The following is a 12,807-nucleotide window of genomic DNA, read 5'->3' on the forward strand; positions in this document are numbered from 1 at the left end:
TTCGCAAATCCCCGCCGCCAAAACTGCCTGGGTGACCGCTTGGTCTTTCAAGGCATGTGCAGTTTTGGAGCATGGGTCTTTGCGGATGCACCTAGAGGCAGACCCATGACCCAGGAAACCGGCGGATTCGCCGCTCTCGATCTCAATCCGAATATCGTTGCTGCTGTTCTGGCCACCGGCTACGAAGAGCCTTCGGCTATTCAGCATCAGTCGATCCCGATCATCCTCGCCGGTCACGACATGATCGGCCAGGCGCAGACTGGCACCGGCAAGACCGCTGCCTTCGCCCTGCCGATCCTCAACAAGATCGACGTGAGCAAGCGCGAACCGCAAGCCCTGATCCTGGCGCCAACCCGTGAGTTGGCGCTGCAAGTAGCCACCGCTTTCGAAACCTACGCCAAGCAGATGCCGGGCGTTAACGTGGTGGCTGTCTACGGTGGTGCCCCGATGGGCCCACAACTGCGTGCCATTCGTAACGGCGCGCAAATCGTCGTGGCCACCCCTGGCCGCCTGTGCGACCACCTGCGCCGCGACGAGAAAGTCCTGTCCACCGTTCAGTATCTGGTACTCGACGAAGCGGACGAAATGCTCAAGCTGGGCTTCATGGACGACCTCGAAGTGATCTTCGACGCCATCCCTGCAACCCGCCAGACCGTGCTGTTCTCCGCCACCCTGCCGGCCTCGATCCGTGCCATCGCCGAGCGCCACCTGCGCGAGCCGAAGCACGTCAAGATCCAGAGCAAGACCCAGACCGTGACCGCGATCGAGCAGGCCCACCTGATGGTCCACGCCGACCAGAAGATCCCGGCCGTGCTGCGCCTGCTGGAAGTGGAAGAGTTCGACGCGCTGATCGCCTTCGTGCGTACCAAGCAAGCCACCCTGGACCTGGCCGCCGCCCTGGAAGCCAAAGGCTACAAGGCTGCCGCGCTGAACGGCGACATCGCCCAGAACCAGCGTGAGCGCGTGATCGACTCGCTCAAGGATGGCCGCCTGGACATCGTCGTCGCCACCGACGTCGCTGCCCGTGGTCTGGACGTACCGCGTATCACCCACGTGTTCAACGTCGACATGCCGTACGATCCGGAGTCCTACGTGCACCGTATCGGCCGTACCGGCCGTGCCGGTCGCGATGGCCGTGCGCTGCTGCTGGTCACCCCGCGTGAGCGCCGCATGCTGCAGGTGATCGAGCGTGTCACCGGGCAGAAGGTTGCCGAAGCCCGCCTGCCTAACCCGCAGGCCGTGCTGGACGCACGCATCAAGAAGCTGACCAAGAGCCTGGCGCCACTGGTGGCCGAGTCCGAGGCCAGCCATGGCGAGCTGTTCGACCGCCTGACCGCCGATCTGGGTTGCAGTGCCCGTGCCCTGGCTTCGGCCCTGCTGCGCAAGGCCACCAATGGCCAGGCGCTGGACCTGGCTTCGGTCGAGCGCGAGCAGCCGTTGGTGCCGACCCACACTCCGCGTGAGCGCAGCACTGGCGAGCGTACCGAGCGTGGTGAGCGCAGCGACCGTGGTGACCGCGAGCGTCGCGCGCCGATGCCGCTGGCTGAAGGCCGCGTGCGTTGCCGTACCGCCCTGGGTGCCCGTGACGGCATCGCCGCCAAGAACCTGCTGGGCGCTATCCTCAATGAGGGTGGCCTGGCACGTGACGCCATCGGCCGCATCCAGGTACGTGACAGCTTCAGCCTGATCGAGCTGCCCGAAGACGGCCTCGAGCGTCTGCTGACCAAGCTCAAGGACACCCGCGTGGCCGGCAAGCAGCTGAAGCTGCGCCGCTACCGCGAGGACTGATCCTGGTGCTGCAATGAAAAATCCCCGGCCTAGGTCGGGGATTTTTTTTGCCTGTGTCGAGCACTGTAACTCTGTGCGTGAGAGCGTCAGTCGAACCGATAGATATCCATCCCCAGCGCCCCCAGCGTGAATCCCTGGTGAACGATGCCAAACCGCTCGCCAGCGCCCATGGCGAAGAACAGCGGCAGCAGGTGCTCGTCACTGGGATGATTGCGCACTGCAAACGGCGCCTGGCGCCGATAGTCCACAAGCGCCGCCTCGTCTCCCGCCTTCAGCCGCTCCACCACCCAGTCGCGAAACGCCAGCGCCCAGGGCTCGACCGCATCCGGCCCCGCATGCCAGTCAAGCTCGCCCAGGTTATGGGTGATGCTGCCCGAGCCGATCAGCAGGATGCCTTCCTCGCGCAGCTGCGCCAGCGCCTGCCCGACCTTCAGTTGCAGGGCGGGGCCGGCCTGGCTGGGCAGCGACACCTGGACTAGCGGAATCTCCGCTTGCGGATACATCAGCGACAGCGGCACCCAGGCACCATGGTCGAAAGGCCGTTGTTCATCCAGGCGGGCGCCGAGCAAGCCGGCCAGCCGCTGCGCCAGTGCCGGTTCGCCGGGGGCCGGGTAGTGCACCGCGTACAGGGCCGGCGGAAAGCCATGGAAGTCATGCCAGGTCTGCGGATGTGGGTTGCTCATCACCAGCAGTTCGCGGCTCTCCCAGTGCGCCGACACCACCACGATCGCTTTCGGGCGGGGCAGTGCGCGGGCCAGTTCGGCCAGGGCAGGGCCGCTGGCGCCAGGTTGCAGGGCGAGCATGGGCGAACCGTGGGAAATGAACAGGCTGGGCAGCATGGTGGTGTCCTGGCAGGTAAGATGCTGCCATCTTCGATCAGCCTTCGATCGAGATCCAATATAAGTTTTCACAGTCTTTTATCGAAAAACCGGGAGGGATCATGGAGCCAGCGTTCTGGCACAAGCGGTGGGCGGACAACCAGATAGGCTTTCACCAGGCCCAGGTGAATCCGTACCTGCAGACTCACTGGCCGACGTTGGGGCTGGCCCCGGGCGCGCGGGTGCTGGTGGCGCTGTGTGGCAAGAGCCTGGACATGCTCTGGCTGGCCGCGCAAGGGTATCGGGTGCTGGGTGTGGAGCTGTCGCGGCGGGCGGTGGAGGATTTCTTCGCCGAGCACGGGCTGTTGGCGCAGGTGACGCAGCATGGGGGCTTCGAGGTGTGGCGCAGCGACGAGGTGGAGTTGTGGTGCGGCGATGTGTTCGCCCTGCGTGCCGAGGATCTGGCTGGTTGCGCGGGAGTGTACGACCGGGCGGCGTTGATTGCCTTGCCGGGGCCGATGCGTGAGCGCTACATGGCGTTGTTGAGCGAGCAGTTGCCGGCGGCCTGTCGGGGGCTGCTGGTGACCCTGGATTACGACCAGGGATTGATCGATGGGCCACCGTTCTCGGTGCCGGACGCCGAAGTGCGGACAGGTTTTGCCGGGTGGCGGCTCGATGAGGTCGAGGCGCGGGAGATTCTCGACGAGAGTCCGAAGTTTCTCAAAGCTGGTGTCGAAAGTTTGGTTGAGCGAGTCTACAGCGTTCGGCGTTAAAGCCATCGCGGGGCAGGCCCATGAAAAAGGGCGACCGAAGTCGCCCTTTCTTGTTGCTGCCTGGCTCAGCCGCGGCGACGCAGCGCGTCGATGCGGTCTTCCAGCGGCGGGTGGCTCATCAGCAGGCCGGCCAGGCCATGCTTGAGGCCGCCGTTGATGCCGAAGGCCTTCATCGTGTCGGGCATGTGCACCGGCAGGCCCTGCTCGGAGCGCAGGCGCTGCAGCGCGCCGATCATTGCGCCGGTGCCGGCCAGGTGGGCGCCGGCCTCGTCGGCGCGGAACTCGCGGCGGCGCGAGTACCACATGACGATGATGCTGGCGAGGATGCCCAGTACCAGCTCGGCGACGATGGTCGCGATGAAGTAGGCGATGCCGTGGCCTTCTTCGTTCTTGAAGATCACCCGGTCGACGAAGTTGCCGATGATGCGGGCGAAGAACATCACGAAGGTGTTCACCACGCCCTGCACCAACGCCATGGTGACCATGTCGCCGTTGGCCACGTGGCCGATCTCGTGGGCCAGCACCGCGCGCACCTCATCGGGCGAGAAGCGCTCCAGCAAGCCCTGGGACACTGCCACCAGCGCGTCGTTGCGGTTCCAGCCGGTGGCGAAGGCGTTGGCCTCGTAGGCTGGGAAGATGCCCACCTCGGGCATCTTGATGCCGGCCTCGCGGGACAGCTCCTCGACGGTCTGCAGCAGCCACTGCTCGTGACGGGTGCGGGGCTGGGTGATGATCTGGGTGCCGGTGCTCATCTTCGCCATCCACTTGGAGATGAACAGCGAAACGAGCGAGCCAGCGAAACCGAACACGGCGCAGAAGACCAGCAGCTGGCCGAGGTTGAGGTCAACCCCGTTGGCGGCCATGAACCCGTTGAAGCCGAACAGGCTCAGGGTAATGCTTGCAACCAGCACCACCGCGAGGTTGGTGGCTACAAACAACAGAATGCGCATCATGGTTGTTACGTTCTCCTGACGGATGAGTTTGTTGCGTACTGCGGGGTATATAAGGGGGAGGGCGCGGCTATTCAACCGGGCGACTATTTCAAACTGTGTACGCGAGGAGTATGGCAGAGGATGCCGTAAGGGCTGTGGGGTAGAGCGTTGCAGGATGTAAGGCAAAAGCATCGCGAGGCAAATCGCATCGGCGTACCGATGCGACTTGCCTCGCGATGGCGATATCGCTTACTGCGAATAGGTGCGCAGGAAGTTGCCGATACGCCCGATCGCCTGTTCCAGGTCATCCACCCGCGGCAAGGTCACCACGCGGAAGTGGTCCGGCCACGGCCAGTTGAACGCCGTGCCCTGGACGATCAGCAGCTTCTCCGACAGCAGCAGGTCGAGGGCGAATTTCTCGTCGTTGAGGATCGGGCAGACCTTCGGATCGATGCGTGGGAAGGCGTACAGCGCGCCCATCGGCTTGACGCAACTGACCCCGGGGATGTCGTTGAGCAGCTCGTAGGTGCGGTTGCGTTGCTCCAGCAGGCGGCCCGGCGGCAGCACCAGGTCGTTGATGCTCTGGTAGCCGCCCAGGGCGGTCTGGATGGCGTGCTGGGCCGGCACGTTGGCGCACAGGCGCATGTTGGCCAGCATGTCGATGCCTTCGATGTAGCTCACGGCATGGTGCTTGGGCCCGGAGATGATCAGCCAGCCGGAGCGGAAGCCCGCCACCCGGTACGACTTGGACAGGCCGTTGAAGGTCAGGCACAGCAGGTCCGGGGCCAGCGACGCGGTGCTGATGTGCACGGCCTCGTCGTAAAGAATCTTGTCGTAGATCTCGTCGGAGAACACCACCAGGTTGTGCTGGCGCGCCAGCTCCAGCATGCCCAGCAGCAGCTCTTTGGAGTACACCGCGCCGGTCGGGTTGTTCGGGTTGATGATCACCAATGCCTTGGTGTTCGGGGTGATCTTGGCCTTGATGTCGTCAAGGTCCGGGAACCAGTCGGCCTGCTCGTCGCACAGGTAGTGCACCGGCTTGCCGCCGGCCAGGCTCACCGCGGCGGTCCACAGCGGGTAGTCGGGTGCCGGGATCAGCACCTCGTCGCCGTTGTTGAGCAGCGCCTGCATGGACATGACGATCAGCTCGGACACGCCGTTGCCGAGGTAGATATCCTCGATGGTGACGCCTTCGATTGCCTTCTGCTGGCAGTACTGCATCACCGCCTTGCGCGCGCTGAACAGGCCCTTGGAGTCGCTGTAGCCCTGGGCGGTGGGCAGGTTGCGGATGACGTCCTGGAGGATCTCGTCCGGCGCCTCGAAACCAAACGGCGCCGGGTTGCCGATGTTAAGCTTGAGGATGCGATGGCCTTCCTCTTCCAGGCGTTTGGCGTGCTTGAGCACTGGGCCGCGAATGTCGTAGCAGACATTGGCGAGCTTGTTCGATTTGCTGAACTGCATGATGAGATCCCGAGTGAGAATACGCGCCGCCGTCTTTCGAAAGGTTTGAAAGGGCGGGAACCGGGTGCCAGACTGGCTGCCTTGCACACGAAGCCAACTAATATACGTGCCACCCGCGCCAGGGAAAAGCCGGTGCGAGGTGAAATTCAGCCTGCCGAGGTCTCACCATGCAAAAGATCGACAAAACCCTGGACGAATGGCGCGCCATGCTCGATCCGGCCCAATACCAGGTGTGCCGCCTGAAGGGCACCGAGCGGCCGTTCAGCGGCAAGTACAACAGCGAGCGCCGCGACGGCGTCTACCACTGCATCTGTTGCGACCTGCAGTTGTTCGACGCCAAGGCCAAGTTCGACTCCGGATGCGGCTGGCCGAGCTTCTACGAGCCGATCGAAGAGGCCGCGATGATCGAGATCCGCGACACTTCCCACGGCATGATCCGCACCGAAGTCACCTGCGCCCAGTGCGACGCCCACCTGGGCCATGTATTTCCCGACGGCCCGCCGCCGACCGGGCTACGCTACTGCATCAACTCGGTGTGCCTGGACTTCAAGCCACGCAATTGACGGAGAGCGAACATGGCCGATGCGCTGCTGGACATCCCCTGCGTCACCCTTGGCGGTGAGCAGAAAGTGCTGGGCGACTTCGCCGGCAAGGCGCTGCTGGTGGTCAACACCGCCAGCCAGTGCGGTTTCACCCCGCAGTACAAAGGGCTCGAGCGCCTGTGGCAGGACTACCAGCGCCAGGGCCTGGTGGTGTTGGGCTTCCCCTGCAATCAGTTCGGCAAGCAAGAGCCGGGCGACGCCCGGGAGATCGCGCAGTTCTGCGAGCTCAACTTCGGCGTGAGCTTCCCGCTGTTTCGCAAGATCGATGTCAACGGCCCCGGCGCCCACCCGCTGTTCGCCGAGCTCAAGCGCCGCGCACCGGGCCTGCTGGGTACGCAGAAGATCAAGTGGAACTTCACCAAGTTCCTGGTCGACCCGCGCAGCGGCAAGGTCACCCGCTTTGCCCCGACCACCAAGCCCGAGGCGCTGAAAGCGGCGATAGAGCCGCTGCTCAACCGCTGACCGGCACCCAGTGCTCGATCAGCGCCAGCAGTTCCTCGCGCCGGAACGGCTTGGCCAGGTAGTCGTTCATGCCCGCGGCGCGGCAGCGTTCGCGCTCCTCGGGCATGGCGTTGGCGGTCAGCGCGACGATCGGCAGCTCCGGCCAGCGGCTGCTCTGGCGGATGCGCCGGCTGGCCTCGTAGCCGTCCATCACCGGCATGTTGCAGTCCATCAGCACCAGGTCGAAGCTGTCCCGTTCCAGGTAGTCCAGGGCCTCCTGGCCGTGGGCGGCCACCTGCACCTGGCAGCCGAGCTTGCCCAGCATGCCCTTGGCCACCAACTGGTTCACCGGGTTGTCCTCCACCAGCAAGATGCGCGCCCGCAACTCGCGCGAGGCCGGCACCTCGTGGGGCAGCGGCGTGTTGGGTTCCCCTTGCAGGATGCGGCGCAGCGTCTGGTACAGGGCATTGCGTGCCAGGGGGCGGGCCAACTGCTGCAAGGGTTGCAGTTGCTCGGCCTGTTCGGCAGGTAGGAAGTTGCCGTAGGCGGTCACCAGCAGGATCGGCGCCGCGATGGCCGGGCGCAGGTCGAGCACGTGGTCCAGGTCGTCGGTGATCAGCAGGTCGACCGGCAGGCCGGCCAGTGCGCCGGCATCTGCATGGCGCACGTAATCCAGCCCCCAGCGCGGCAGCAGCCCTTGCAGCAGCTCGGCCAGGCCGCTGCCGGGGTTGCCCAGGGCCACCACGTGTCCACTTATTGCCGCCGGCGGGATTGCCTCGGTATGCGCCGGTAGCGGCAGGTCGGCGCTGAAGCGGCTGCCGAAACCGGTCTCGGAATGGATGTGCAGGTGCCCCTGCATGGCCTTGCACAGGTTGCGGGTCAGGGCCAGGCCCAGGCCGGTGCCGCCGTACTGGCGGGTGATACCGGCGCCGGCCTGGGTGAACGGCTGGAAAATCCGCGCCTGGGCCTCCTCGGGGATGCCGATGCCGGTGTCGCTGACCTCCAGGCGCACGCCGCCGACGATGCTGCTCAGGCGTACATCAACACGCCCGAAGCGGGTGAACTTGAGTGCGTTGGACAGCAGGTTGCTGACAATTTGCCGTACCCGCGTCGGGTCGCCCAGCACCGTGCTGGGAAAGTCCGGGGCGATCAGGCAGGTCAGCTCGACACTGGGCGCGGCATTCTGCGATAGCAGGTTGGCGGTGTCCTCGACCATCGCGCCGAGGTCGAACGGGATGCGTTCGAGTTCCAGCTGGCCGGCGTCGAACTTCGACAGGTCGAGGATATCGTTGAGCAGCTCCACCAGCACCTTGCCCGAGTCGTGGGCGATCGACAGCTGCTGGCGCTGCTCGGCGGCCAGGCCGCTGTCCAGCGCCAGGGCGATCATACCGAGCATGCCGTTGAGTGGCGTGCGGATCTCGTGGCTCATGTTGGCCAGGAAGGCGGCGCGGGCCTGGGCCATGTCCAGGGCGCGCTGGCGCGCTTCGTCCAGTTCCTGGTTGGACTGGCTCAGGCGGCTGTTGCTGGCCTTGAGCTCGTTGGTACGGGCCGAGACGATATCTTCCAGCTCGTTGAGGTACTGGGTCAGGCGGTTCTCGGCGGTGCGCCGCTGCTGGATCTCGGTGGCCATGCTGACGAACTGCTGGTTGGCGACCCGCACCAGCACGCCGATCTCGTCGTTCTCGTGCCCCTTGGGGCAGTCCACGCGGTTCTGCCGGGGCGTGCGCGCATCATTGCCGCTGAGCGCGCCGATCACCGTCACCAGCGGCTTGGTCAGCATCAGGTAGAACAGCGCCAGGAGAATGCCGGTCAGCACCAGGCTGCGGGCGAAGCCGTTGACCAGGGTGACCCCGGCACGGTCGAGAAAGCGCCCGCCGAAGGCATAGGTGTCGACGTCCAGATACAGGGTGCCGAGGTACTCCTCGGGCATGTGGGCGAGAAACAGCCGGTCCTGGAACAGGCGCTCCTCGCCGAACAGGAAGTCGGACAATGGTCGGTAGCGGCTTTCCATGCGCGGCCGCTGCACGTCGGCCAGCACCGTGTCGTTGTTGTCGATCAGCCGCGCACGGATCAGCGCCGGTGATTTCAGCAGCCCGCCGGTCAGCTCCTGGGCCAGCTCGGTATCGATGTTGTAGGCGATGCGTGAGGCCGTGTCGTGGCTGATCTTCAGCAGCGCCTGAATTTCACGGTTGATGGACGCGTCTTCGCTGGCATAATCGATGCCGATCTGGATGAGACTGAGCAATGTTCCCAGGATGAAGCCGACCAGGACTGTCAACCGGGCTTGCTTGTATGACAGGCGATTGGTGAACTTGATATCCATGGGTCCCAAGCCGGTTACTTGCTCCGTGCGCTGCGCAAGCATAGCCGATCAGCCCTGGCTGCTGGCGGGTCTGTCTGTTCATTTCAGTTGATCGTTGTAAACGGGGCCTGCGGCCCATCGCGGGGCAAGCCCGCTCCCACGGAGTATTACGTGGGAGCGGGCTTGCCCCGCGATGGCGCCTCCGATGCCCTGGATAACTGAAATCCCTAGGAGCCCATCATGGACGCCCGCCTTACCGCTTTTCTCGACCGCGCCGAATCGGTCCTCGCCCGCCTCGAACCCCTGCTGCCGGCCCCGCGCCCGGACATCGACTGGACCCACACCCTCGCCGCCCGCTGGCAGCGCGATGGCCGCAGCGGCTACCTGATGCCCCTGGAGGTCAGCCTCGATATCCGCCTGTCCGACCTGATCGGCGTCGACCAGCAGCGCGAGCAGCTGGGCCGCAACACCCACCAGTTCATCAACGGCCTGCCAGCCAACCACGCCCTGCTGTGGGGCTCGCGCGGCACCGGCAAGTCGTCGCTGGTACGCGCGCTGTTGGCCGAGCACGCAGGCCAGGGCCTGCGCCTGATCGAGATCGAGCGCGACCACCTGGCCGACCTGCCGCGGGTGGTCGAGCAGCTGCACAAGCTCGAGCAGCGCTTCATCCTGTTCTGCGACGACCTCTCGTTCGAGGCCGGGGAGGGCGACTACCGGGTGCTCAAGAGCGTGCTCGACGGCTCGCTGGAGCAGGCCCCGGACAACGTGCTGCTGTATGCCACTTCCAACCGTCGCCACCTGGTGCCGGAGAAGCAGAGCGACAATGAAAACTGGAAGATGGTCGACGGCGAGCTGCACCCCAACGAAGCGGTGGAGGACAAGATCGCCCTGTCCGACCGCTTCGGCCTGTGGCTGTCGTTCTACCCGTTCAGCCAGGAGCATTTCCTCAACGTGGTCGAGCACTGGATCGGCCAGCTGGCGCGCCCGGCCGGGCTGCGCTGGCAGCGTGACGAAGCCCTGGACATCCTCGCCGTGCGCTGGGCCACCGGCCGCGGCAACCGTAATGGCCGTTGTGCCTATCAGTTCGCCCGCTACTGGGTCGGGCTGCAATTGCTGGAGCAGAAATAAATGATCGACCTCAACGCCAGTGGCCAAGGCCTCGATGGCTACGACCTGCTGGCCGCGCAAGTGCAGGCGCTGTTCGCCGATGAGCGTGACTTCATCGCCAATGCCGCGCAGTTCTCGGCGTTTCTCTACAACCAGGTGGAGGACCTGAACTGGGCGGGCTTCTATATCAACCGCAACGAAGAGCTGGTGCTCGGCCCGTTCCAGGGCCAGGTAGCCTGCGTGCGCATTCCATTCAGCCGTGGTGTGTGCGGCGCCGCGGCGGCCACCCGCAGCACCCAGCGAGTGGAGGACGTCCATGCCTTCCCCGGGCATATCGCCTGTGACAGTGCGTCGAACAGCGAGCTGGTGATTCCGCTGGTCAAGGCCGGCAGGCTGATCGGCGTGCTCGACCTGGACAGCCCGAAGCTGGCGCGCTTCAGCGCGGCCGACCAGGCAGGGCTGGAGCGCCTGGTCGAGGTGTTCCTCGAGTTGACCGACTGCTGAAATGAACAAGGGGCCTGCGAAGGCCCCTTGTTCTTGGATGTTACGGCGTGGAAGCGGGCTTGCCCCGCGACAGGGCCGGCACTGTCAGTCGTAGATCACCTTCTTCTTCCAGGTCTCGTCCTCATCGGTCTTGAGCCCCTGGGTCAGCGCATTCTGGTCGTTCTCCGCCGGCTCCATCTGGTCCAGCACCTGGGCGTTGGCCCGGTTCAGCAGTTTCTCCATATAAGTCAGCTGCTCTTCGTACTGCTTGGGCTCCGGCTGCTTGCGCAGGTACTGCACGCCACGCTCGAAGGCCAGGCGCGCCTGGCCCGGCTGGTTCTGCTGCAGGGCCTGTTGGCCAAGGTTGTTGAAGAACTCGATATGCAGCAGCACCAGGATATGGCGGATCTCCTTGACCCAGTACTTGCCTTCGTTGGTCGCCAGGAAACCTTCCTGGGTGGCACGCACGATCTGGTTGTGCAGCAGCTCGAGCAAAAAGCGCACGTCCTTGGCCTTGACCTCGGTGTGGATCGGCGCGGGTGGGTTGCTCACCGGGATGCGCTCGCCCAGGCCAATCAACCCCTCCAGCTCGGCGATGCGGGCCTTGAGGTCGCCGCTGTGCTTGTCCAGGGCCAGCTGGCGCTGGTTGAGGTTCAGTTCGAGGCGGGTCAGCAGCAGCTTCAGCGCAGGCGTCATGAACTGCCCAGGGAAGGTCTCGGTGATCTCGCCGCAGCGGCGCAGGCGGTCGGCCAGTTCGACCTTGAGCCGTGCACGCTCGAGCTTGCCGTTTTCAACCACATTGTTCAGGTAGCCGATCACGATCAGCAGCGCGATACCTGCAACGATAAGCAGGGTGATCAGAAGTGGTGTCACCGTTAACGCCTCATGAAGAAGTTTTGCATCTATCGAGAGTGTAGTGAGTCCGCCCGAAAGCGAACAGTGCAGCCCGGCGGAACAGCCTGCGCTCCATTGAATCTGTGGCGGATTCGTGGGAGCGGCGGTGCGCCGATGCGACTTGCCCGCGATCAGGCCCTCAAGCCTTGTCTATATCTATCGGCCCGTAATCCAAAACCTACAGATGCTGGCACATCGCTACGAGCTTGCCGAGCCGGCGTCAGAAAAGCAACGCCAATCCCCGGACGCATCCTGCATCACTGCCCATGATGACGGGAAGTCATTGATTTAAATAAATTTCTACAAAGGGGTTGACGACCCTGCGAGGCATCCATAGAATGCGCGCCACTTGCAGCGTAAAGCACACAGCGAAACGCGGCAGGGAGTGAAAGCAAGCAGTACTTAATAGGTAGTGCGAGCAGCGTGTCCCCTTCGTCTAGTGGCCTAGGACACCGCCCTTTCACGGCGGTAACAGGGGTTCGAGTCCCCTAGGGGACGCCACATTGCGGGAATAGCTCAGTTGGTAGAGCACGACCTTGCCAAGGTCGGGGTCGCGAGTTCGAGTCTCGTTTCCCGCTCCAGTTTCTCCGGCACTGCTTCGGCAGGGCAGGAAAAGAAAATCCAGGCTGAATCGTGAGGTTAATGTTCTGGTGCGCTGAAAAGCGTCGGCTTAGTCCCCTTCGTCTAGTGGCCTAGGACACCGCCCTTTCACGGCGGTAACAGGGGTTCGAGTCCCCTAGGGGACGCCATATTGCGGGAATAGCTCAGTTGGTAGAGCACGACCTTGCCAAGGTCGGGGTCGCGAGTTCGAGTCTCGTTTCCCGCTCCAGTTTCAATGCATCGTTTCGGCGGTGCCGGTGGTGAAGGTCTTCAAGGCGCTTCACGCCACATGCGGTAAAGCTTCACCCTGCGGGAATAGCTCAGTTGGTAGAGCACGACCTTGCCAAGGTCGGGGTCGCGAGTTCGAGTCTCGTTTCCCGCTCCAAATTGAAAACGCCACTTCGTTTGAAGTGGCGTTTTTTTTTGCTCGAATGATTGGTTCTTGGGGCGAGCTGGCTCGGCACACCTATCAATTTTACTAGTTGGCTAATGTCGTCTGGGGGCGTACAACGGCATGGCGCTACTCGTTACGAGCCCGATGTTCGTACTCGTTCCATCAGTTATTACTCTGTCGGGGGAGAATGTTGGGCGCACCTGATTTCACTC

10 protein-coding genes, 5 tRNA genes and 1 pseudogene are annotated in these 12,807 nt (G+C 64.0%); 11 read left to right on the forward strand and 5 right to left on the reverse strand.

Features of this window, described 5'->3' with window-relative positions; all coding sequences use genetic code 11:
- The first annotated feature begins 71 nt into the window (after window positions 1-71).
- A pseudogene (locus tag DFS21_RS16850) lies at window positions 72-1,788 on the forward strand (DEAD/DEAH box helicase).
- 86 nt (window positions 1,789-1,874) lie between these two features.
- Here DFS21_RS16850 and DFS21_RS16855 read toward each other — a convergent pair.
- Window positions 1,875-2,627: a class III extradiol ring-cleavage dioxygenase gene (locus tag DFS21_RS16855; RefSeq protein WP_111532680.1), complete on the reverse strand. Its 753-nt coding sequence runs from the start codon at window positions 2,625-2,627 to the stop codon at window positions 1,875-1,877.
- Between the two features lie 101 nt (window positions 2,628-2,728).
- On the opposite strand from DFS21_RS16855, the gene DFS21_RS16860 reads away from it, so the two are divergent.
- Window positions 2,729-3,379, forward strand: a complete 651-nt coding sequence (locus DFS21_RS16860) for a thiopurine S-methyltransferase (RefSeq protein WP_110698169.1) — start codon at window positions 2,729-2,731, stop codon at window positions 3,377-3,379.
- A gap of 65 nt (window positions 3,380-3,444) precedes the next feature.
- Here DFS21_RS16860 and htpX read toward each other — a convergent pair whose 3' ends face one another.
- Complete coding sequence (gene htpX / locus DFS21_RS16865; RefSeq protein ID WP_111532681.1) at window positions 3,445-4,332, reverse strand: protease HtpX; 888 nt, start codon at window positions 4,330-4,332, stop codon at window positions 3,445-3,447.
- Window positions 4,333-4,560: 228 nt separating this feature from the next.
- On the reverse strand, window positions 4,561-5,772 hold the full coding sequence (locus DFS21_RS16870; RefSeq protein ID WP_110698171.1) for a pyridoxal phosphate-dependent aminotransferase: 1,212 nt from the start codon (window positions 5,770-5,772) through the stop codon (window positions 4,561-4,563).
- 167 nt (window positions 5,773-5,939) lie between these two features.
- Here DFS21_RS16870 and msrB point away from each other — a divergent pair, with 167 nt between their 5' ends.
- Together msrB and DFS21_RS16880 are read left to right on the forward strand one after the other, a co-directional pair.
- The gene (msrB, locus tag DFS21_RS16875; protein WP_110698173.1) at window positions 5,940-6,335 is read left to right on the forward strand and encodes a peptide-methionine (R)-S-oxide reductase MsrB; all 396 of its coding nucleotides are present in this window, start codon (window positions 5,940-5,942) and stop codon (window positions 6,333-6,335) included.
- Between the two features lie 12 nt (window positions 6,336-6,347).
- The gene (locus tag DFS21_RS16880; RefSeq protein ID WP_110698175.1) at window positions 6,348-6,836 is read left to right on the forward strand and encodes a glutathione peroxidase; all 489 of its coding nucleotides are present in this window, start codon (window positions 6,348-6,350) and stop codon (window positions 6,834-6,836) included.
- On the opposite strand, the gene DFS21_RS16885 is transcribed toward DFS21_RS16880, so the two are convergent.
- Window positions 6,826-9,180, reverse strand: coding sequence for a response regulator (locus tag DFS21_RS16885; protein WP_111532682.1), 2,355 nt, complete (start codon window positions 9,178-9,180; stop codon window positions 6,826-6,828). The genes DFS21_RS16880 and DFS21_RS16885 overlap by 11 nt on opposite strands.
- 177 nt (window positions 9,181-9,357) lie before the next feature.
- On the opposite strand from DFS21_RS16885, the gene DFS21_RS16890 reads away from it, so the two are divergent.
- Both DFS21_RS16890 and DFS21_RS16895 read left to right on the forward strand, forming a co-directional pair.
- Entirely contained in the window at window positions 9,358-10,245 is an 888-nt protein-coding gene (locus DFS21_RS16890; protein ID WP_110698179.1) for an ATP-binding protein, read from the forward strand.
- On the forward strand, window positions 10,246-10,728 hold the full coding sequence (locus tag DFS21_RS16895; RefSeq protein WP_046856554.1) for a GAF domain-containing protein: 483 nt from the start codon (window positions 10,246-10,248) through the stop codon (window positions 10,726-10,728).
- A gap of 84 nt (window positions 10,729-10,812) precedes the next feature.
- On the opposite strand, the gene DFS21_RS16900 is transcribed toward DFS21_RS16895, so the two are convergent.
- Window positions 10,813-11,580, reverse strand: a complete 768-nt coding sequence (locus DFS21_RS16900; RefSeq protein WP_046856553.1) for a hypothetical protein — start codon at window positions 11,578-11,580, stop codon at window positions 10,813-10,815.
- A gap of 446 nt (window positions 11,581-12,026) precedes the next feature.
- Here DFS21_RS16900 and DFS21_RS16905 point away from each other — a divergent pair.
- The 5 genes from DFS21_RS16905 (at window position 12,027) to DFS21_RS16925 (ending at window position 12,586) form a co-directional block, all read left to right on the forward strand.
- Window positions 12,027-12,102 (forward strand) — tRNA-Glu (locus DFS21_RS16905).
- A 4-nt stretch (window positions 12,103-12,106) separates the two neighbouring features.
- Window positions 12,107-12,182, forward strand: a tRNA-Gly gene (locus DFS21_RS16910).
- A gap of 92 nt (window positions 12,183-12,274) precedes the next feature.
- A tRNA-Glu gene (locus DFS21_RS16915) sits at window positions 12,275-12,350 on the forward strand.
- Between the two features lie 4 nt (window positions 12,351-12,354).
- Window positions 12,355-12,430: transfer RNA gene (locus tag DFS21_RS16920), tRNA-Gly, on the forward strand.
- Between the two features lie 80 nt (window positions 12,431-12,510).
- Window positions 12,511-12,586, forward strand: a tRNA-Gly gene (locus tag DFS21_RS16925).
- Window positions 12,587-12,807 lie beyond the last annotated feature (221 nt).

The sequence above is a fragment of the Pseudomonas sp. 2848 genome, assembly GCF_003253945.1.
Taxonomy (GTDB): Bacteria; Pseudomonadota; Gammaproteobacteria; order Pseudomonadales; family Pseudomonadaceae; genus Aquipseudomonas.